17 protein-coding genes are annotated in these 20,495 nt (G+C 35.0%); 5 read left to right on the top strand and 12 right to left on the bottom strand.

What is annotated here, in order from left to right:
* Positions 1–47: 47 nt before the first annotated feature.
* The 6 genes from K8344_RS08660 to nhaA all read right to left on the bottom strand — a co-directional run bounded on the left by K8344_RS08660 (position 48) and on the right by nhaA (position 5,979).
* Entirely contained in the window at positions 48–1,889 is a 1,842-nt protein-coding gene (locus tag K8344_RS08660; protein ID WP_237608334.1) for a PLP-dependent aminotransferase family protein, read from the bottom strand.
* 180 nt (positions 1,890–2,069) lie between these two features.
* On the bottom strand, positions 2,070–2,858 hold the full coding sequence (locus tag K8344_RS08655) for a carboxypeptidase-like regulatory domain-containing protein (protein ID WP_237608333.1): 789 nt from the start codon (positions 2,856–2,858) through the stop codon (positions 2,070–2,072).
* Between the two features lie 186 nt (positions 2,859–3,044).
* Positions 3,045–3,935 (bottom strand): arsenite methyltransferase, encoded by an 891-nt coding sequence (locus K8344_RS08650; RefSeq protein WP_237608332.1) that lies wholly within the window; start codon positions 3,933–3,935, stop codon positions 3,045–3,047.
* Positions 3,936–3,969: 34 nt separating this feature from the next.
* Positions 3,970–4,299 (bottom strand): ArsR/SmtB family transcription factor, encoded by a 330-nt coding sequence (locus K8344_RS08645; RefSeq protein WP_237608331.1) that lies wholly within the window; start codon positions 4,297–4,299, stop codon positions 3,970–3,972.
* 179 nt (positions 4,300–4,478) lie between these two features.
* On the bottom strand, positions 4,479–4,631 hold the full coding sequence (locus K8344_RS14300) for a T9SS type A sorting domain-containing protein (protein WP_420908352.1): 153 nt from the start codon (positions 4,629–4,631) through the stop codon (positions 4,479–4,481).
* Positions 4,632–4,644: 13 nt separating this feature from the next.
* Positions 4,645–5,979, bottom strand: coding sequence for a Na+/H+ antiporter NhaA (gene nhaA, locus K8344_RS08640; RefSeq protein ID WP_237608330.1), 1,335 nt, complete (start codon positions 5,977–5,979; stop codon positions 4,645–4,647).
* A gap of 267 nt (positions 5,980–6,246) precedes the next feature.
* On the opposite strand from nhaA, the gene ffh reads away from it, so the two are divergent.
* Both ffh and K8344_RS08630 read left to right on the top strand, forming a co-directional pair.
* Positions 6,247–7,575, top strand: a complete 1,329-nt coding sequence (gene ffh, locus K8344_RS08635) for a signal recognition particle protein (protein ID WP_237608329.1) — start codon at positions 6,247–6,249, stop codon at positions 7,573–7,575.
* A 259-nt stretch (positions 7,576–7,834) separates the two neighbouring features.
* Entirely contained in the window at positions 7,835–8,716 is an 882-nt protein-coding gene (locus tag K8344_RS08630) for a bifunctional 5,10-methylenetetrahydrofolate dehydrogenase/5,10-methenyltetrahydrofolate cyclohydrolase (RefSeq protein ID WP_237608328.1), read from the top strand.
* A 3-nt stretch (positions 8,717–8,719) separates the two neighbouring features.
* Here K8344_RS08630 and K8344_RS08625 read toward each other — a convergent pair whose 3' ends face one another.
* The 4 genes from K8344_RS08625 to K8344_RS08610 all read right to left on the bottom strand — a co-directional run bounded on the left by K8344_RS08625 (position 8,720) and on the right by K8344_RS08610 (position 12,727).
* Complete coding sequence (locus tag K8344_RS08625) at positions 8,720–9,160, bottom strand: YkvA family protein (protein WP_237608327.1); 441 nt, start codon at positions 9,158–9,160, stop codon at positions 8,720–8,722.
* A 91-nt stretch (positions 9,161–9,251) separates the two neighbouring features.
* Entirely contained in the window at positions 9,252–10,301 is a 1,050-nt protein-coding gene (locus tag K8344_RS08620; protein ID WP_237608326.1) for an AI-2E family transporter, read from the bottom strand.
* Between the two features lie 271 nt (positions 10,302–10,572).
* Entirely contained in the window at positions 10,573–11,139 is a 567-nt protein-coding gene (locus tag K8344_RS08615; RefSeq protein WP_165146770.1) for a hypothetical protein, read from the bottom strand.
* 58 nt (positions 11,140–11,197) lie between these two features.
* Entirely contained in the window at positions 11,198–12,727 is a 1,530-nt protein-coding gene (locus K8344_RS08610) for a helicase HerA-like domain-containing protein (protein WP_237608325.1), read from the bottom strand.
* A 172-nt stretch (positions 12,728–12,899) separates the two neighbouring features.
* On the opposite strand from K8344_RS08610, the gene K8344_RS08605 reads away from it, so the two are divergent.
* On the top strand, positions 12,900–13,529 hold the full coding sequence (locus K8344_RS08605) for a 7-carboxy-7-deazaguanine synthase QueE (protein WP_237608324.1): 630 nt from the start codon (positions 12,900–12,902) through the stop codon (positions 13,527–13,529).
* An 82-nt stretch (positions 13,530–13,611) separates the two neighbouring features.
* On the opposite strand, the gene K8344_RS08600 is transcribed toward K8344_RS08605, so the two are convergent.
* Positions 13,612–14,154, bottom strand: coding sequence for a DUF2911 domain-containing protein (locus K8344_RS08600; protein WP_237608323.1), 543 nt, complete (start codon positions 14,152–14,154; stop codon positions 13,612–13,614).
* A 310-nt stretch (positions 14,155–14,464) separates the two neighbouring features.
* On the opposite strand from K8344_RS08600, the gene gyrB reads away from it, so the two are divergent.
* On the top strand, positions 14,465–16,405 hold the full coding sequence (gyrB, locus tag K8344_RS08595) for a DNA topoisomerase (ATP-hydrolyzing) subunit B (protein WP_237608322.1): 1,941 nt from the start codon (positions 14,465–14,467) through the stop codon (positions 16,403–16,405).
* 221 nt (positions 16,406–16,626) lie between these two features.
* On the top strand, positions 16,627–17,553 hold the full coding sequence (gene mdh / locus K8344_RS08590; protein WP_237608321.1) for a malate dehydrogenase: 927 nt from the start codon (positions 16,627–16,629) through the stop codon (positions 17,551–17,553).
* Between the two features lie 167 nt (positions 17,554–17,720).
* Here the strand turns inward: mdh and K8344_RS08585 are convergent, their stop codons facing one another.
* A complete protein-coding gene (locus tag K8344_RS08585) occupies positions 17,721–20,276 on the bottom strand; it encodes an adenosylcobalamin-dependent ribonucleoside-diphosphate reductase (protein ID WP_237608320.1) in 2,556 nt (851 codons plus the stop codon).
* Positions 20,277–20,495: the final 219 nt, after the last annotated feature.

The following is a 20,495-nucleotide window of genomic DNA, read 5'->3' as shown; positions in this document are numbered from 1 at the left end:
CGCATACCAAAGTAAACGTGCCTTTTATCAATTCGATATTTTTAAACTTACATGCTATCTACAAATTTTAAAAACACCTTTTTATGCAAATCCAAGTTTAAATCTGGAGAAAGGGCAACACGAGCGATATAGTCCTTATCACCTTCTTTAGTTGTTCCTTGAGTGGATGTTGCAGGAATAGTCCAGTAACACCCTTTTAATTGCCCATAACTCACGCAATATTTACTCTCGTTTGGAATTTCAGTAATCATTAAATTGATGAGTTTATGATTTAAAGCTCGTTTATAAGCTTCTTTTTCTTCAGCAGAATTTCCTTTTGTAGGTAAATCCAATGAGAAAACAGAAGGAGTAAAACCTTGCTCAGCTAATTCTTCTGAAACAAAATTAATTTTTGCATCAGGTAGTGCTTCTTGAATAAAGTTTACAAATTCGCGTGTGTTTTCGTACGCATCGTGAATTCGTTGATTCATAGATGGCAATTGTTTTGCGAGTATTTCATATTGAAGTTGCGTGGCTTCGTTATCACATAAGCTTAAATGTTCTTCAATCTTCTTCATCAGGGCTGCGGTTTTGTCATTTCCTGCGCAATATCCTGCTGTACATAGTCCACCACTTGGAAATTTTGAACCACTAGCAAAGGAAATTGTTCTTACTGTTGAAAGCATTTCACCTTCTCCTAAAAAGTGAACGTTCGGGCAAAAAGTTTGGTCTAATATAAAAACAGGATCGATAGCAGTTTCTCCCGATGAGGTTTTTCTTTCCTTACTTAAAACCTCTTTTAGTTTTTGAAGGTTTGGGACTTCAACTCTAGGGTTAGTAGGGATTTCAGCAATGATATACGGAACAGCATCTTCTTTAGCAATTTTAGCCAAAACCGTGTCGATACTCTGAACCATATCATTATCTCCATCAACTAATAGATCTTCAATCTCAACATTTTCGATACAAGCAGCAACTCGTCTTGCTTGGTCGTTTGTTCCTCCATAACAGTTTGGTGGGACAATAAACCTGATGTCTTTCCCTTTGTGGTTTTCAAGAGCATCGTGAACAAGCCCCATCATTATGGCATATTGAATAGATAAGCCACTAGTTGCAACTAAGGGTTTTGATGTTGTACCGGTAATTTCTTTAATCGAATCTAATACTTTTTCCTTATCAGTTTGACTGATATCTATAGTTTCAATTTTAGAATTTTCAATAATTGCTTTCAAAGCTATCAAGCAATTATTTGGCGTCATAGCTACAGTCTCTCTTCTTCTAACGTGCTGTATTTCCGAAATATAATTTTCATTCTTTTCCCCATTCACTATTAATATACTTCCTAGATGTCCGTATAGATTGATATAGAAGTCAACATTTGAATTAAGCTCGGTTTTTGAAATTTTAGTTTGGTGTGAAATCAAAACAGTACTTCCATCAAATTCAGGAATATCATCTGCGTTTTCTATTTTCTTTACCTGGAAATTATACCCATAAACTTCTTTTAAAATTTCAGTATTAAAAATTCCAGGTAGCTCATCTGTGTAAATAATCTGAGTGTTCTTATTTTGGAAATGGTTTTTTCGTAGGATAGCTAATACAGGAATTGTATTGGATTGAAAACTTATAACGTTTTCAGGTTTTAAGTTATCGAGTTTAGCAATTGTCCACTCTAAAACACAAGATAATGGATGCCCTAATCTAATATAATCGTAAGCCGTAGGTAATTCGGAAAGTGCCTTGGTATCAGCATTATTAGCGGCATATAAGTTTTCAAATTGCTCTAAAAACTGTGTTTTTGCTAAATCTTCATTATAAATATCTAGCCGATGTGTTGTAAGATTTAACCAGTCGGCTGGCATATTTTTTATTATGGTGTCTATATAGTTCAAAAGTTTATCGTTATTCATATATTTTATTTTAGATAAGCTGTAGTATAAGGCCATCAAGTTTAGGTTGAAACTGTTTTAGCACTTTTTAGCTACAAATTATTATTTGTTTAGCAATATTCTAATTCTGAAACAAAGTTAAAAAGGAAAACCCGTAAAACATTTTTGAAATTCCTTTTAATACAAATTTAGCTTTTGGGGTTATTGGTTTTTAAACTCGCTGCTCTTTCGTTTCAAAAAGTCAGTAATCTCGATAGTGCTTTTTTTCAATGTTGTTTGATAGTCTGGATCAGCCTCGCAGAAGAAAATAAAAGAATAGATTTTCAGTTTTTCAATCTTTAATTCGTCTGTAAAATAGGTTTCTGGAAATTTATCAAGGAGTGTTAGGGTTAATGCTGAGGTTTTATCGAACTCTAAATGTTTTTTTAGCATTTTAGTCCTTCCGGAAATCATATTTACAAGCGCATCTACAGGACCAGAGTTTGCTGCGTACAATTGCCTTTGTGTTTTAGTAAGTTTAGGTCTATCGGCATTTGGAAGTCCCATGCTAGTTGCGGTTATTATTTCGTGTATTGGAATTATTTTAGCGTCAGAACCTATGTATCCAGTAAGGGGTTTCCTTAAAGTTACGGTGCCTAATTCGTTCATCTTTTCATTAAGATGAATTATGATTTTCTTATTAGTCATTTGTTCCGCACCAATAATCAAGGTAGTTGTTTGAATATGAATAGCCGAAACAGAAAGTGTATCTTTTTCTCTTACTGAAATTAGAAACTTCCCATTTGCATCGGTAACGGTTCCTTTATTTGTAGAAATATTAAAAATATTGACACCTTCAACATCAATATCATCAACTGCATTAATACTTCCTTCTAATTGTTGCCTTTGAGAATATAAACTACTGCTAAAAAGGATCCCTAATAATAACGTTAAACATCTAAAAATGGTTTTAGTTTTTGTAGCGTGATGAATTTTGAAAATCCCTGACATTAATAGATACGATTAGGTATCGAATTTAATGCTAAAGTTAGAAAGGCTTTCTAGACTTTAATTCTTTTAACTAAGAATTAGTATTTGCTTAAAACGGGCTAAGTTAATTTCGGTTAAAGATAAAATTAAAACGCCCCTTTCCGAAGTTTGAAAAGGGGCATTTTTTTAATGAATTATCACTAGTTACTAGCAGCAGCTTGAAGCTGGACCGCAGCAAGAAGTGTTGTCTTGAATGTCAGCTAGATTTAATTTAGGTTTATTTGATTTTTCACCTTCTTTTTCCGCATAAACAGTAATACTAAATATTCCTGTATCCGAATTATTAAAAGCATTTACCTCTTCAGTTGAAAGATATTTTTCAAGAATATCATCAGGAATAACAATTGGTTTTTCCTTTTGAATTTGAATATTTACAAATCCTGCATCTTGAATAAATTGTAGGTATTCTTGTTTCTGAATTGCTCCAGCCACGCATCCTGCATACATTTCGGCGTCTTCTTTTAAGGCATCAGGGAGATTGCCAACTAATACAACATCAGAAATACTGAAATGTCCTCCTGGCTTTAAAACTCTGTAGATTTCACCAATAACTTTTTGCTTGTTAGGAACAAGGTTTAATACACAATTACTTACAATTACATCTGCCGTGTCGTCACCAACTGGCATTGCGTCTATATCGCCTTCTCTAAACTCAACGTTGTTATAGCCTAATTTATCAGCGTTTATACGTGCTTTTTGAATCATAATAGGAGTGAAGTCGATACCGATAACTTTTCCTTCTGCACCTGTTTCATGTCTAGCAACAAAACAGTCATTACCTGCACCAGAGCCTAAATCGATTACAGTATCACCTTTTTTAATGTGTGCAAACTCTGTAGGAAGACCACAGCCTAAACCTAGATCAGCATCTTCAGAATACCCTTTAGTTTCGGAGTAGTCGTCCATCATAATGTTGTAAACCTTATTTGATGGAGTGGTTGCGCCACAGCAAGAAGCTGCATTTTCAGATTTGCCTTGTTCTGCGATTTTTGTGTAACGTTCTTTGACGATATCTTTTAATTCTTGTTCGTTTTTCATAGTATTTGTTTTAGGTGTGATGATGTGTATTTGTTTAGCAGCATTCAGTTGTAAGAATGTCTTGGTCTAAAAATTCGTGCATAACTAACTTCATTTTTGTCCAATTTTCATTGTGAATACAATAGCAAACTTTAGTGCCTTCTATATTCCCTTTAATTAATCCTAAGTTTTTCAACTCTTTTAAATGTTGGCTAATAGTAGGTTGGGCTAGTCCGATTTCTTCAACCAAATCACCACAAATACAGGTGTTGATTTTAAATAAATGCTGAAGAATAGCTACGCGAGCTGGATGACCAAAGGCCTTTGCAAAGTTTGCAATTTGATTTTGCTGTTCTGTGAATTTTTCAGATTTAGTAATTCCCATTTTTTGAGTTAATTAATACATTGCAATATTACGATTAAAGTATGAAAATATTATAAATACATTTAATTTTTATAATAAATTTGGCAAGGTGAATTTCTAATAAACGGAAAAACGTATAGAATTTCGCAAAGGAATTCTTACACGTTTTTACGCTTAGAATAATAAAAGAATGTAAATTTCTATTTAATGATTATTTTTTGCGATGTAATTTTATCTTCATTTGATATTTTTAGAACGTATTCGCCTGCACTTAAATCACTTACTTCGATAGCTGTAGAAGTCTGATTATTATTGATTTCACTTTTTACTTTTCTACCGTTTATATCAAAAATTGAGACTTAAAACTTACTTCTCTTTACTTACAACGTTTGGATTGTGATTAAACTGCCCTTTATGAGATTTATAATAAAGTAATCCATACCCAATAATAGCTGAAAGGAATGAGCCTATAAGGATTCCTATTTTAGCAGAATCAATATACTCAGGATGTGTATTGAATGCCAAGCTAGCGATAAAAATAGCCATTGTAAATCCGATACCTGCTAAGAACGATACTCCAATTATTTGCTTGTTTGTAATATCGCTAGGTACAGTAATAATTTTAAACTTTCTAGCTAAAAAGATTGTCGTTGATATTCCTATACTCTTCCCAAGAATTAAACATATTATAATATTTATAACCAAGGTGTTTTCAAGTCCAGATTCACTAGAGAGTGCTACTCCGGCATTTGCAAGAGCAAAAATTGGGATTACAATAAACGCCACCACATTGTGAAGTTCGTGCTCCAAAGCTTGTAAAGGTGATCGGTATTTATCTGCCCAATCTTCTAAGTCGTCAACAAGTACTAGTTGTTCAGCTGAAAGTACTGGTTTCTGAAGCGTGTTGCTTTGCTTTATAGAATTTACAATTCCCTCAAGTTGATGAGAGAATTCGTGAGTGCTAATTTTTTGTCGAACTGGTACAGCAAAAGCCATTAAAATACCCGCTAAAGTTGGATGTAATCCAGCCTTTAGGAATAGCAACCAAACTATAAATCCAAAAAGCATAGTTAAATACTTAGAGTAAAAACCTTTATAGCTAATGAAATAAACGAAGGCTAAAAACGCAAGTGCAGATCCTAATAATACATAATCTAAACTACCACTATAGAAAATTGCAATTACCAGTACAGCTCCTAAATCGTCTACAATAGCAAATGCGGTTAAAAAAATCTTTAAACTTAAGGGCACACGGTCACCAAGAACTTTTAAGATTGCCAGCGAAAAGGCAATATCGGTAGCCATAGGAATCCCCCAACCTTTAAGGGTTTCGGGATTTTGGTTTATCAATATAAATAGTAATACAGGCAATACGATTCCTCCCAGGGCTCCAAATAAGGGGAACATAACTTTTTTAGTAGAATTAAGTTCGCCAATTAAAAACTCCCTTTTAATTTCAAGACCAATCAAGAAAAAGAAAATGGCCATAAGCCCATCATTAACCCAGAGAAGCAAGGGTTTCTTCAGTTCAAAATTATCGGTAACTATACCCAATTCATATTCCCAAAGTGATACGTAACTATCTGCAAACGGACTATTTGCCCAGACCAAAGCAATTATAGTAGTAACTAGTAATAGGATACCAGTAGCACTTTGGAGTTTAACAAACTTTTGAAAAGGGGAGAGTATAGCTTCTTTCATATTCTATTTCTTATGTAAAGGGGCAATATACCAAATTCGAGGTGTTTTTGTTATGTGTAGAAGGGTGCATTAAATCGATTTATGAAAAAATTATGATTTTTTTTAAGTACAACCTTATAACACGAATATATTTAAAATTAGAAAAAACATAGTTTAAGGCAGATATAATACTGTGTACTTTTTTGATACTCCCTTCCATAGTGTTATCTTTGCACTCCAATTCAGTAGCTTTAGCTAAAGAGTTAATAATATAAAGAAAGCAAGAATATGTTCGATAATTTAAGCGATAAGCTGGACAAAGCGTTACACGTTTTAAAAGGTCACGGTAGTATTACCGAAGTAAACGTAGCAGAAACTTTAAAAGAAGTGCGTCGCGCTCTTTTGGATGCCGACGTTAACTTTAAAACTGCTAAGGAATTTACTAATACAGTAAAAGAAAAAGCATTAGGTCAAGACGTACTTACTACACTTCAACCTGGTCAATTGATGGTTAAGTTGGTAAAAGACGAACTTACTCAACTGATGGGTGGTGAAACTGCTGGTATTAATTTATCTGGTGCGCCTACTGTTATCTTAATGTCTGGTCTTCAGGGTAGTGGTAAAACCACATTCTCTGGAAAACTTGCTAATTTCTTAAAAACTAAAAAAACTAAGAAACCACTATTGGTTGCCTGTGATGTTTATCGTCCTGCTGCAATTAATCAGTTGCACGTAGTTGGAGATCAAATAGGTGTTGAGGTTTATAGTGAACCTGAAAATAAAAACCCTGTTCAAATAGCGCAAAACGCAATTGAACATGCTAAGACAAACGGATTTAATGTTGTTATTGTCGATACTGCTGGACGTTTGGCAATAGATGAAGCGATGATGACAGAAATCGCAAATGTTCATCAGGCAATACATCCTCAAGAAACCCTTTTCGTTGTTGATGCCATGACAGGTCAAGATGCTGTAAATACAGCTAAAGCTTTTAATGAAAGGCTGAATTTTGACGGGGTTGTACTTACTAAATTAGATGGTGATACTCGTGGAGGTGCTGCAATCTCGATTAAGAGTGTTGTAAATAAACCAATTAAATTTATTGGTACTGGGGAAAAGATGGATGCCATTGATGTTTTCCACCCAGAACGTATGGCAGATCGTATCTTGGGGATGGGAGATGTTGTTTCCTTAGTTGAAAGAGCACAAGAACAATTTGACGAAGAAGAGGCAAGAAAACTTCAGAAGAAAATTGCTAAAAACCAATTTGGCTTTGACGATTTCCTAAACCAAATTCAACAGGTTAAGAAAATGGGTAGTATGAAGGATCTTGTGGGGATGATACCTGGAGCTGGGAAAGCCCTAAAAGATGTTGATATTGATGACGATGCTTTTAAAGGAATTGAAGCTATTATTCATTCAATGACACCAACTGAAAGGTCTCAGCCGTCTGTGATTAACGGAAGTAGAAAAAAGCGTATTGCTAAAGGTAGTGGAACTAGCGTTCAGCAAGTAAATCAATTACTAAAGCAGTTTGATCAGATGAGCAAAATGATGAAAATGATGCAAGGTGGCGGTGGAAGAAAGATGATGCAAGCTATGAATAAAATGCGTTAAATCTTCAAGAGTATTTAGAAAGAATTACTTGTTTAAAAGCTTTCGCATTATTTATTTAATGCTTGGCTAATTTATTTTTACTGTTTTTATAGCCATTGAAAATAATGTAGATGTTTAAAATTTTTAAGATTAAAAACTGCTAAAAAGCTAACAGTGAAACATTAAGTAAGTATATAATTATATTTTTTTGATAACCAGGCAAAGTTGGAGTGTGGTATACAACTAACAGCAACAGCCGCTGAATACATTAAATTCAACCATGACTATTCTAGACGGAAAAAAAGTAAGTAACGATATTAAAAATGAGATTGCTGCCGAAGTTGAAAAGATGAAGGCAAAAAACGAAAAAGTTCCACATTTAGCTGCAATTATTGTAGGAAATGATGGTGCGAGTCTTACTTACGTTGGTAGTAAGGTAAAAGCGTGTGAACGTGTTGGTTTTGAATCTACACTAGTAAAAATGCCTGATACAACAAGTGAGCTAGAGTTGTTGAAAAAAATTAAGGAATTGAATGAAGACGATAATATCGACGGATTTATTGTTCAGCTTCCATTACCTCCACAAATCGACACACAAAAAGTATTACTTACAGTAGATCCTTCAAAAGATGTAGATGGTTTCCATCCTGAAAACTTTGGAAAAATGGCTTTGGATATGAGTACATTTATTCCAGCTACGCCATTTGGAATACTTGAATTACTTCAACGTTATAAAGTTGATACCAAAGGTAAACACACTGTGGTTATAGGAAGAAGCCATATTGTAGGGCGTCCTATGAGTATTTTAATGAGTCGTAAAGGTTGGCCAGGAAATAGTACTGTTACCGTAACACACAGTAATACAAAAAACATTTCTCAAATTACTACCCAAGCAGATATTATTATCTCAGCACTAGGAGTTCCTAACTTCCTAAAAGCTGAAATGGTAAAAGATGACGCTGTTATTATAGATGTGGGTATTACAAGAGTAGAAGACCCAAGCAAACCCAAAGGTTATGTAATCACTGGTGATGTAGATTTTGAAAATGTAAGCAAAAAAGCATCATTTATTACACCTGTTCCTGGAGGAGTTGGGCCAATGACTATTGCAATGCTGCTTAAAAACACATTGTTAGCAAGAGAACGAAGAAGGCATAATTAAGGCTTAAAGGCCTTTGCCTTCTTTTATTTTCCAATCGAGATATTTGTGTAAGTCACTTTCAACCCAACCTGTCCCTATAGCTAGTACTGAAACATCATCTATATACCCTATTCCTGGTATAAAATCTGGAATAATGTCAAAAGGATTAAGAACATATAGTAATGCCAATACGATTGTTGCGATAGTAAACCACGGGATTTCAGGGTAGACTCTGTTCTTGATATCTTTGAGCATTCCTATCATAATCTTTCCGAGTTCGGCATATTTTGATAAGGAATTCGCACCGCTAAACTTCTTGTTTATTTCTTCTTCGTTTTGAAGGACGATCTCAACATCGTCATCGTTAACTTTAGCCACCTCCTTTTCTAAATAATCTTCAGTAACACCTGAATCTCGATTTCCTGGATTGAAGTTCTCTTTTGAAAATATTCCTTTAAATGACATAAATTTTTTCTTTTAAAGATACAATATTGCTGAGGTTGAAAGTTTTAAAATTATGTTATAAAAATAAGATATTGAGAAAATTAATTAAACCCTACAGTTCTCGTGGCTCTTCAGTTTGCTTAGAAGCCATTTCTATTTTCCCGTATTCTTTTCTGTAAATCTTAACAATCACCATAAATAGGCTAATTAAGAGAGGGCCAAAAATTAGTCCGATAAATCCAAAGAGTGGTACACCAACTATAACTCCTATTAAGGTAACTAAGGGATGTACATCATCTAGTTGTTTAAGAACATAAAGTCTAATAATGTTGTCTGTAGAACCTACTACTACAAAGCCATAAATTAAAATACCCCAAGCTTGAAAGTTGTCTCCCGTGGAAAGAGTGAGGACAAACACGGGTAAAATACCGACCAAAGTACCAACGAATGGAATCATGCTCCCAATAGTTACAATAACAAACCAGAAAAAAGGATCTTCAATTCCAAATATTAGGAAACCTATTAAAGCCACTATCCCTTGGGCGACAGCAACCAAGGGAATTCCCAAAGCATTAGAACGCACCATAGCCTGTATCTCTTTTCCAATTTCTTTTATGTTTTCACGATCCATGGGTATATATTCCTTCAGAGATTCTTTTAAATCTCTTCGGTTTGTGAACATATAAAAGAGTATAAAGTACATTAGTCCAATTGCTATAAAGGCATTGAAAGTACCCCCTGCAAACCCTTGAAGGTTTTCGGTAAGCCAACTAGTAATTGCGGAAGTATCTATATTTGAAACAAAATCGTAACCAAACCTCTCTTCCACATCTTTTAATTGGGTTTTAAGTGCATTTATTACATCTGCCGAGTTTTCTGCTGCTTTACCTATTTTGTTAGTTAGCATCCAGATTATTCCTGTAATAGGAATCAAGATTCCAACAAACGATATTAACATTAAAAAAGTGGCTGCTAATGATGGATTCCATTTTTTCTTTTTAACCAATTTAACCATCCATTTACGCATAAGAACATAAATAGTGATTGCCCCCAGAACACCTGTGAGATAAGGTAAAAGTTCACGAAAAATTAGTGTACCCATTAAAAGTATGAGTAAAATCACGAAAATTTGTCTGATAATTTGTGGTGGTATTTCTTTCATTTATTTCGAAGGGTATAGTCAGCCTTAACTTAAGCTTTAAATATTTCAATTTTTGGTTTTAAGTGAAACTGATCACTTTATTTAAAACTAATATAAGATTTAATCGTGAAGAATCTGTTTTTGTAAATCATTATTTTAATATTAGGTAAAATAAAACCCCTTGAGGTCAAGGGGTTGTTATATATTTTATTTTTGATGCCTAAAAATTCAATGAATTTCAGTTCTACGAAACATCAAATAAATGAATTTAACTGAGTATTCCGAAAACAATTTATTCGGCAGTAGGTTCCCATCCAATCATAAAGTATTTGAAGGGTGCATCGTCTGGTATTTGAGTTGCTTCTACTTTAACTTCTGGATCGTATCTTAATTCTTCAGGAAGATGTTTTTTGTCGATTGTAAGATACACGTCGGTGTCTTTTAGGAAAACAACGATTGAATTAATGGTTGTTTGGATGTTTTCAACAGTGTAGTTTGCTTTTACATCTTTAAACTTACTTGCAGAATTTAATCCTTTGTCTGTTTTAAAACGTGAATCGAAAACCTGAATATTAGTTATTGGTGAATTAGGGTCAGATTCATTTTTAGGTGAAAGTAGCATTAATTTCTTACCTCCCTTTTCATATATTTCTACTTCACCTTGAGTTTCTAAAGCATTAGGAGAAGAGCTTATTTTTACAATAGAATCATTTGCGAAAATTGAATCAATCTGCTTGATTTTAATTTCACTCGTCAAACTTCCAATAGCTCCTTTATTAATGGTATAAGGATCCTTCTCTTCTTTACATTGTACAAACAATAATGCCGCTACAGCACCTAAAATTAACGTCTTTTTCATTTATTTTTTTGTTATTCTGGTTTATAAGTTGTTTTTAATATTTAATCCTATAAGGATGTTATTTCATCATTTTGCTTAAAATTCCAAGTACACTTCTTATTACAGTTGGGCTAGATATTGTTTTAATCCAAGGGTTTGTAGTGCTACTTTTTCTTGATGAAGAACGTCTGCTGCTAGATCTATTTGCAGCTTCCTTTTCTTTTTCTGCTTTTGCTTTTGCCTCTTCCCTGTTGGCGATTTCTATTTTTTCGGTCAACATTTCGTATGCACTCTCCCTGTTAACTACTTCGTTGTATTTAGGGATAAGTTTTGACTTTTTCAACAAACTCTTTAATTCAGCATCAGAAAGGATATCCATTCTACTCATTGGAGCTCGAAGCATTGTACGCGCAAGTGGAGTAGGGATTCCTTTTTCATTTAATGCACTCACTAAAGCTTCTCCAATTCCTAAGGCTGTTAAAACTTCATCAGTTTTATAATAATCTGAAAGTGGATAGTTTTCAGCAGTTAATTTTATAGCTTTCCTATCTTTTGCAGTGAATGCTCGAAGTGCGTGTTGAATTTTTAATCCTAATTGACCCAAAACTGCGTCTGGTACATCGGTAGGATTTTGAGTAACGAAGTAAAGTCCAACACCTTTTGATCGAATTAACTTAACAATACTTTCAATTTGATTAAGTAAAGCGCTACTTGCTTCTTTAAAAATTAAGTGTGCTTCATCTATAAAAATAACTAACTCTGGTCTTCCGCTATCTCCTTGTTCTGGAAATGTAGCATATATTTCAGCCAGAAGACTAAGCATAAAGGTTGAAAATAGCTTTGGGCGATCTTGAATATCAGTCAACCTAATAATGTTGATATATCCCATGCCATTTTCATCTATACGAAGTAAATCTTGTGGGTCGAATGATTTTTCACCAAAAAACAAATCGGCTCCTTGCTGTTCAAGTTCAATTACTTTACGAAGAATAGCTCCAGTGGAGGCGGTTGAAATTCTTCCGTACATTTGACTAAATTCGTCTTTACCTTCTTCTGTAGTGTATTGCAATATTTTTTTGAAATCTTCTAAATCAAGAAGAGGCATTTTATGATCGTCGCAGTACTTAAATATAACTGAAACAATCCCCGACTGAGTATCGGTTAGGTTTAAAATTCTCGATAGTAAAACAGGACCAAATTCGCTTACGGTTGCTCGTAGGCGAACTCCTTCTTGGTCTGAGAGGGAAAGAATTTCAGCAGGAAATTGTTTTGCTTCGTAAGGAAAGCCAATTGCATTGTGGCGTTCTTCAATTTTAGCATTATTTTCTCCTGGTTGCGCAATCCCACTTAAATCACCTTTTACATCCATTAGCAAAACAGGAATTCCTTTTTCAGAAAGATTTTCTGCGAGAATTTGAAGTGTTTTTGTTTTCCCTGTTCCCGTCGCTCCAGCTATAAGCCCGTGACGATTAAGTGTTTTTAATGGGATTTTAATAAAAGTATCTTTAATAGTTGCTCCGTCCAGCATCGCTGAACCTAAGTTTATAAAGTCACCTTTAGTCTGGTATCCAGAGTTAATGCTATCTATAAAAGCTTGCTTTCTATCCATCTTCCTAAATTTTGTTCAAATGTAAGAAATATAAGCGCCAAATCATTTAAAGCACCTAGTTCCAAGTGCAAAATTTCAAAAAATCTTTTAAAATTTATTCATATTAGTAAATTCAAGTTTTTAATTTTTGGTTTTTAGGGTTTTTGCTAACAAATAAGGTATTTTTGCAGCGATGAAAAAGGAAATACAAAATTTGGTTAACAAGGGAGTTATGCTTCCTTTAATGGAGGAATTCTACACGATTCAAGGTGAAGGATTTCATAAGGGAACAGCAGCTTATTTTATAAGAGTTGGTGGTTGCGATGTTGGTTGCCATTGGTGTGATGTTAAGGAAAGCTGGAATGCAGATTTACACCCGCCTACGGCAATTGAAACCGTTGTTGAAAATGCAGATAAATATTCAAAAACTATTGTGATAACCGGTGGGGAGCCGCTTACTTGGGATATGGGGCCATTAACTAAAATGTTAAAGCAGAGAGGGATGCAAATTCACATTGAAACTTCTGGGGCGTATAAGCTTACAGGAACTTGGGATTGGATTTGTCTTTCACCGAAAAAATTGAAGCTGCCTACTGAAGAGGTTTATAAGAAAGCAAACGAATTGAAAGTTATTATCTTTAATAAAGATGATTTTAGATTTGCTGAAGAACAAGCAGCCAAGGTAAATAAAGACTGCATTCTTTACTTACAACCAGAGTGGAGTAAACGTGAAAAAATGAGTCCTTTAATTGTGGATTATGTTATGCAGAATCCACAGTGGAAAGTTTCGCTTCAAACGCATAAATATTTAAATATTCCGTAAGGTTTATTTTATAAATGTAAAGCGCCAAATTTCAATATCAATTCTGGAATTTGGCGCTTTTTAATTTTGTATAAAATCTTGTTTAAATCCTCTTAAATGGAATTTCAACATAATGATCATCCCAGCCTATAAGTAGCGTAGTGCCTTTGTCGTCGGTTTTAAAAATCATTGAAAGTGTTTCTATAGGAGCAACAGCTTGTACACAGGGAACTTCAATTCGTGCAACATCTTTTTCTTTTTGGTAGTTAAATGCACCCCAAGTATTTGTTTGGCTGTTAATGATAATAGTCCAACTATCGCTATTAGGAATTGTATAAAGAGTATATGAGCCAGGTTGAAGTAAAGTTTTGCCGAACATCAGGGGTTCGTATGTAGTGAGTTCTGTTGCTTCATTTGCTCCTGTGCGCCAAACTTCATTATAGGGCACTAGCCCTCCAAAAATATCTCTACCGTTTTTCTCTGGTCTACTGTATATAACTCTTGCTAACGGAGGCGCGTTTTTGGATGGTCTAGCAATTGCTAAGTCCATGGGTGAGGCATCCCGGTTAGGAAAACTTTGAGCATTTAAATTTTGAAAACCAAATGCCGTTAGTAAGATAAAAAATATGAAGTGTGATTTTTTCATGTATTGATATTCAGAATACTTACTGTTTAGACGATTGAAATAAAAACTTGTTTCATGTAATATATAAAAAGTATGTTTAAAATGCAGATTTTCAAGATGATTATAGCTTTAAACGTAAAATAATGCCGAAATAGTGTTTAAATTTTAGGGGTAAATTCAAAACTTAATATTGAGTTGTAATAAACAATGTTTTTTCACACATATTTGTTAATAACTTAGCGTATATATTTAACGTAAACCCCTGATTTTATTGGGGATTTCGTTATATTTGTTCATTACGAAAAAAACTGAAAATCATTCAAATAATTATATGAGCGAAGAACAGAAAAAAGGTGGCTACGGCGCCGACCAGATTCAAGCGTTAGAAGGAATGGAGCACGTGCGCATGCGTCCATCGATGTATATAGGGGACGTAGGTGTTCGAGGGTTGCATCACTTGGTTTACGAGGTGGTTGATAACTCTATTGATGAAGCAATGGGAGGCTATTGTGATACGATAAAAGTTGTTATTAATGAAGATAACTCGATATCTGTTGAGGATAATGGACGTGGAATTCCAGTAGATATCCATAAAAAAGAAGGAGTTTCAGCTCTTGAGGTTGTAATGACTAAAATTGGAGCTGGAGGTAAATTCGATAAAGATTCTTACAAAGTTTCAGGAGGACTTCACGGGGTTGGGGTTTCTGTTGTAAACGCACTGGCTGAAAAGTTAACTGCTACTGTTTATCGCGATGGTAAAATTTACGAGCAGTCTTATGAGCGTGGTAAAGCAATCCATCCTGTTAAGGTTGTTGGTGAAACAGATCAACGTGGTACAATAGTTACATTTAAACCTGATGGAGATATATTTAAACAAACACTTGAATATAGCTATGATACGCTTGCAAGTAGAATGCGCGAGCTTGCTTTCCTAAATAAAGGTTTAACTATTTATGTTACAGATAAGCGTAATAAAAATGATAAAGGCGAATTTGAAACTGAAAAATTCCACAGTGAAGAAGGTTTAAAAGAATTTATTCGCTTCTTAGATGGAAATCGTGAGCCAATTATTGGTGGTGTGATTGCTATGGAAGGCGAAAAGAATGATATTCCTGTTGAAGTTGCTATGATATATAACACTTCTTACAGTGAGAATTTACATTCTTATGTAAACAATATTAATACGCACGAAGGGGGGACACACCTTTCTGGTTTCCGTTCAGGGTTAACACGAACTTTGAAAAAGTACGCGGATGCTTCAGGAATGTTGGACAAGCTTAAGTTTGAAATTGCAGGTGATGATTTCCGTGAAGGATTAACTGCAATTATTTCTGTAAAAGTACAGGAACCTCAGTTTGAGGGGCAGACCAAAACAAAATTAGGGAACCGTGAGGTTACTTCAGCAGTGAGTCAGGCAGTTGCTGAAATGCTTGAAATTTATTTGGAAGAGAATCCAAACGATGCAAAAACAATTGTTCAAAAAGTAATCTTAGCAGCTCAAGCGCGTCACGCAGCAAAGAAAGCTCGTGAAATGGTACAGCGTAAAACAGTTATGAGCGGTGGAGGATTACCAGGGAAGTTATCAGATTGTGCTGAACAAGATCCAGAGAAATGTGAGGTTTTCCTGGTCGAGGGGGATTCGGCAGGTGGTACGGCTAAACAAGGTCGTGATCGTGATTTCCAAGCTATTCTTCCGCTTCGAGGTAAAATTCTAAACGTTGAAAAAGCGATGCATCACAAGGTTTTTGAAAACGAAGAAATTAGAAATATTTATACGGCTCTAGGTGTAACTATCGGAACTGAGGATGATAGTAAAGCCCTGAACCTTTCAAAATTACGCTATCATAAAGTGGTGATTATGTGTGATGCGGATGTGGATGGTAGCCATATTGCAACGTTAATTCTTACATTCTTTTTCCGATATATGAGAGAACTAGTAGAAGCTGGTTGTGTTTATATTGCCACGCCACCACTTTACTTGGTGAAGAAAGGGGCTAAGAAAGATTACGCTTGGAGTGATAAAGAACGCGACGAACTAAACGAGAAGTTTGGTGGTAGCGCTTCAATCCAACGATACAAAGGTTTAGGGGAGATGAATGCTGAGCAACTTTGGGATACTACTATGAATCCTGAATTTAGAACGCTTCGTCAAGTTACTATTGAAAACGGAATAGAAGCAGATAGAGTTTTCTCTATGCTAATGGGAGATGAGGTTCCGCCAAGGCGTGAGTTTATCGAGAAAAATGCAATTTATGCGAATATTGACGCATAATCTGTCAGCTTATAAAAATTTGTAAGTATAATTAAAACCCATTCCTAATTTTTTAGGAATGGGTTTTCTAGTTTTTAACCGTTTGTTATCATAATTTTAAGCAGATAATAGTACTTTTGTGACAAGTTCAGAATGAGCTTTGAAATAGGTGTCAAAATATAATTTTTTTTAACGATTTGACCACTATTAACAATAACCACATAATGATTAATTAAAAAGATATGAAAGTAACAGTTGTAGGAGCAGGTGCTGTTGGCGCAAGTTGTGCAGAGTACATTGCTATTAAAGATTTTGCAAGTGAAGTAGTTTTATTAGACATTAAAGAAGGTTTTGCTGAAGGAAAAGCGATGGACCTTATGCAAACAGCTTCTTTAAATGGATTTGACACTAAAATCACTGGTGTGACTAGCGATTACTCTAAAACTGCTGGTAGTGATATTTGCGTAATTACAAGTGGTATCCCACGTAAGCCAGGAATGACGCGTGAGGAATTAATTGGCATTAATGCTGGAATTGTAAAGGAAGTTTCTTCTAGCCTTGTAAAGCATTCTCCTGATACTATTATTATAGTAGTTAGTAATCCAATGGATACTATGGCTTATTTAGTTCATAAAACTTCAGGATTATCTAAAAACCGAATTATCGGAATGGGAGGTGCATTAGATAGTGCTCGTTTTAAGTACCGTTTGGCTGAAGCTTTAGGTGCGCCTATTAGTGATGTTGATGGAATGGTAATTGGAGGTCATAGCGATACGGGTATGGTGCCATTAACAAGATTGGCTACAAGAAACAGTGTTCCTGTGTCTAAATTCATTTCTGAAGAAAGATTAAACCAGGTTAAAGAAGATACTAAAGTAGGTGGTGCTACACTTACAAAATTATTGGGTACTTCAGCATGGTATGCTCCAGGAGCTGCGGTTTCTGCTTTAGTTCAAGCAATTGCTTGCGACCAAAAGAAAATGTTCCCTTGCTCAGTTATGCTAGATGGTCAATACGGATTGAAAGATATTTGCATTGGTGCTCCAGTTATTTTAGGGCGTAATGGAGTTGAAGAAATCGTTGAAATTGAATTAAACGATGCAGAAAAAGCACACATACAGGAAAGTGCTGCGGGTGTACGTAAAACTAACGATTTGTTGGAATTGTAATCCCGAGTTTTATTATAAAAATGTAAGACCTGTCAGGAATTCAATTCTTGACAGGTCTTTTTTATTTTGATAAACCACCAAAGATTTTTAAAATCCGTGGGAATTTTAAAATAAAAATTCTTAAGTCTCAAAGCGAAACGTTCTCACGTCTCACCTCTCAAATCTATTTACCCACATTTAGATGAGCCACAATCTTTGCAGGTCAAACATCCTTCTTGGTAAATAAGTGATGTGCTATTACAGTTTTCACATTTCTGCTTTCTAGCTTCTGTGCCATCAACAATGTAGCGCTTTAATGCACGAGCAACTCCGTTTTTCCAAGTATTTATGCTTTCGGTGTCTAATTGTAAACTGTTGATTAATTCCACAGCTTTTTCAATTGGCATACCGTGTCTAAGAGTACTAGAAATCAATTTTGCGTAATTCCAGTATTCCGGATTGAACTTATGAGACAATCCTTCGATGGTAGTTTTATAGCCTCTTTTATTTTTGTATTGAAAGTCGTATCGAGAACTTCCATCTTCGTTACGATTTTTAATGATAACACCATTGTTTACCCAACGTGGAATTAAAATTCCATCTTCATCATCTGCGAAACCAGTGAATATTTCATAAGGTTTGCCGTCTATAAGGCCGATAAAAGCAATCCATTTGTCTTTGTTATTTTGGAAGCGTACTACATCAGCTTCTAAAACTTCGGGGCGTTTAGTAGGAAAAGCAGTAAGAGTTTCATTTTCTTCTTCCTCTTTCTTTTCGTCACTAGAAATTAATACCCCAGAGCGAGAGCCATCGCGATAAACCGTAACACCTTTGCATCCAGCTTGCCAAGCTTCTAAATATAGTTTTCCAACTAATTCCTCAGTGGCATCATTAGGGAGGTTAATAGTTACAGAAATAGAATGATCTACCCATTTTTGAACCGCGCCCTGCATTTTTACCTTACTCAGCCAATCCACATCGTTTGATGTTGCTTTGTAATATGGAGATTTCTTAACAATATTGTTTAGTTCTTCTTGAGAATAATTTTTATCCGTTGCAATTCCATTTACTTCCATCCATTCTTTAAATCGGTGGTGGAATACAACATACTCTTCCCAGCTATCACCAACTTCATCAACAAAATCTACACGTACATTTTTATCGTTCGGATTTACTTTTCTTCTTCGTTTGTAAACAGGCATAAAAACTGGTTCAATTCCAGAGCTAGTTTGTGTCATTAAACTTGTTGTACCGGTAGGCGCGATGGTGAGTAAGGCAATATTCCTTCGCCCGAATTCCAACATGTCGTAATAAAGTTTCTCATCAGCGTCTTTTAAACGAAGAATAAAAGGGTTTTCTTTTTCTCTTTCGCTATCAAATATTTTAAAAGCACCTCTGTCTTTTGCTGTATAAACTGAAGCTCGATACGCTTCTAAAGCAAGGGTTTTGTGTATTTTAACTGAAAAGTCATTGCCTTCATTACTGCCATATTTGATGCCTAAAGCAGCAAGCATATCGCCTTCGGCAGTAATTCCAATTCCGGTTCTTCTACCTTCCTCAGCTTTTCTTTTAATATTCAACCAAAGATTTCTTTCCACCGATTTTACTTCGTCAGTTTGAGGATCAGCATCAATTTTTGCAAGAATAGCATCAACTTTTTCAAGCTCTAAATCGATGATGTCATCCATTATTTTCTGAGCGATAACAATGTGTTTCTTGAAAAGCTCGAAATTAAATTCAGCTTTATCTGTAAACGGATTTTCAACGTATGAAAACAAGTTGATAGCTAATAAACGGCAAGAATCGTAAGGGCAAAGCGGGATTTCACCACAAGGGTTTGTAGAAACAGTTTTATAGCCAAGATCTGCATAACAGTCTGGTACCGATTCGTTAATAATAGTATCCCAAAAAAGAATACCAGGCTCAGCAGATTTCCATGCGTTGTGTACAATTTTCTTCCAAAGTTTTTCAGCCTCTATTTCTTTAGAGTATTTTGGATTGTTGCTAAAAATAGGGTATTTCTGTGTATATTTTTTTCCATCTTTTACAGCTTGCATAAACGAATCGTCAATTCGCACAGAAACGTTGGCACCAGTTACCTTGCCTTGTTCCATTTTGGCGTCGATAAACTCCTCAGAATCTGGGTGGTTTATAGATACTGATAGCATTAACGCACCACGACGTCCATCCTGTGCAACTTCACGAGTAGAATTTGAATAGCGCTCCATAAAAGGAACGATACCTGTTGAGGTTAGGGCAGAATTTTTAACTGGCGAACCCTTAGGGCGTATATGTGAAAGGTCGTGACCAACCCCGCCGCGACGCTTCATTAGCTGTACTTGCTCTTGGTCTATTTTCATAATTCCACCATAGGAATCTGAGTCTCCTTCATTGCCAATCACGAAACAATTAGAAAGTGAGGCAATTTGGTATGGATTGCCAATTCCAGCCATCGGGCTGCCTTGAGGGACAATATATTTAAAGTCTTTTATAGCTTCAAAAATCTCTTCTTCAGTTAAAGGGTTTGGATAACGTTGCTCGACTCTGGCAATTTCACTAGCGATACGACGGTGCATATCATTAGGTGTTTTTTCGTAAATATTTCCATCAGAATCTTTAAGAGCATATTTATTTACCCAAACGCGGGCTGCAAGATCATCACCCTTAAAGTACTCTACAGAAGCTTTAAAAGCCTCATCTTGGCTGTAAATTTTAGGGGTAGGGATGGCTGTTTTAATTGACATATATTTAGGTAATTAGAAGGTTGTAGGATTTGAGTTTTAAAGTAGGTAAATATAACAAATTAGTTACTTTATTTTAAGCCCAAAAAATAAAGTTGTCAAAAAAACAAGCTTAAATAGCTGAAAAAGAGTGATATAAAAATTTATTAACATTAAAAAGTTGACAAATTTTGAAAATTAATTTAGAGGTTGTTGTTTGATGTTTTTTAATGATGTTTTTAT

The organism is Aequorivita xiaoshiensis, from assembly GCF_022008395.1.
In the GTDB taxonomy this organism is placed as follows: Bacteria; Bacteroidota; Bacteroidia; order Flavobacteriales; family Flavobacteriaceae; genus Aequorivita; species Aequorivita xiaoshiensis.
This window is presented reverse-complemented; position numbering and strand designations above follow the sequence as displayed.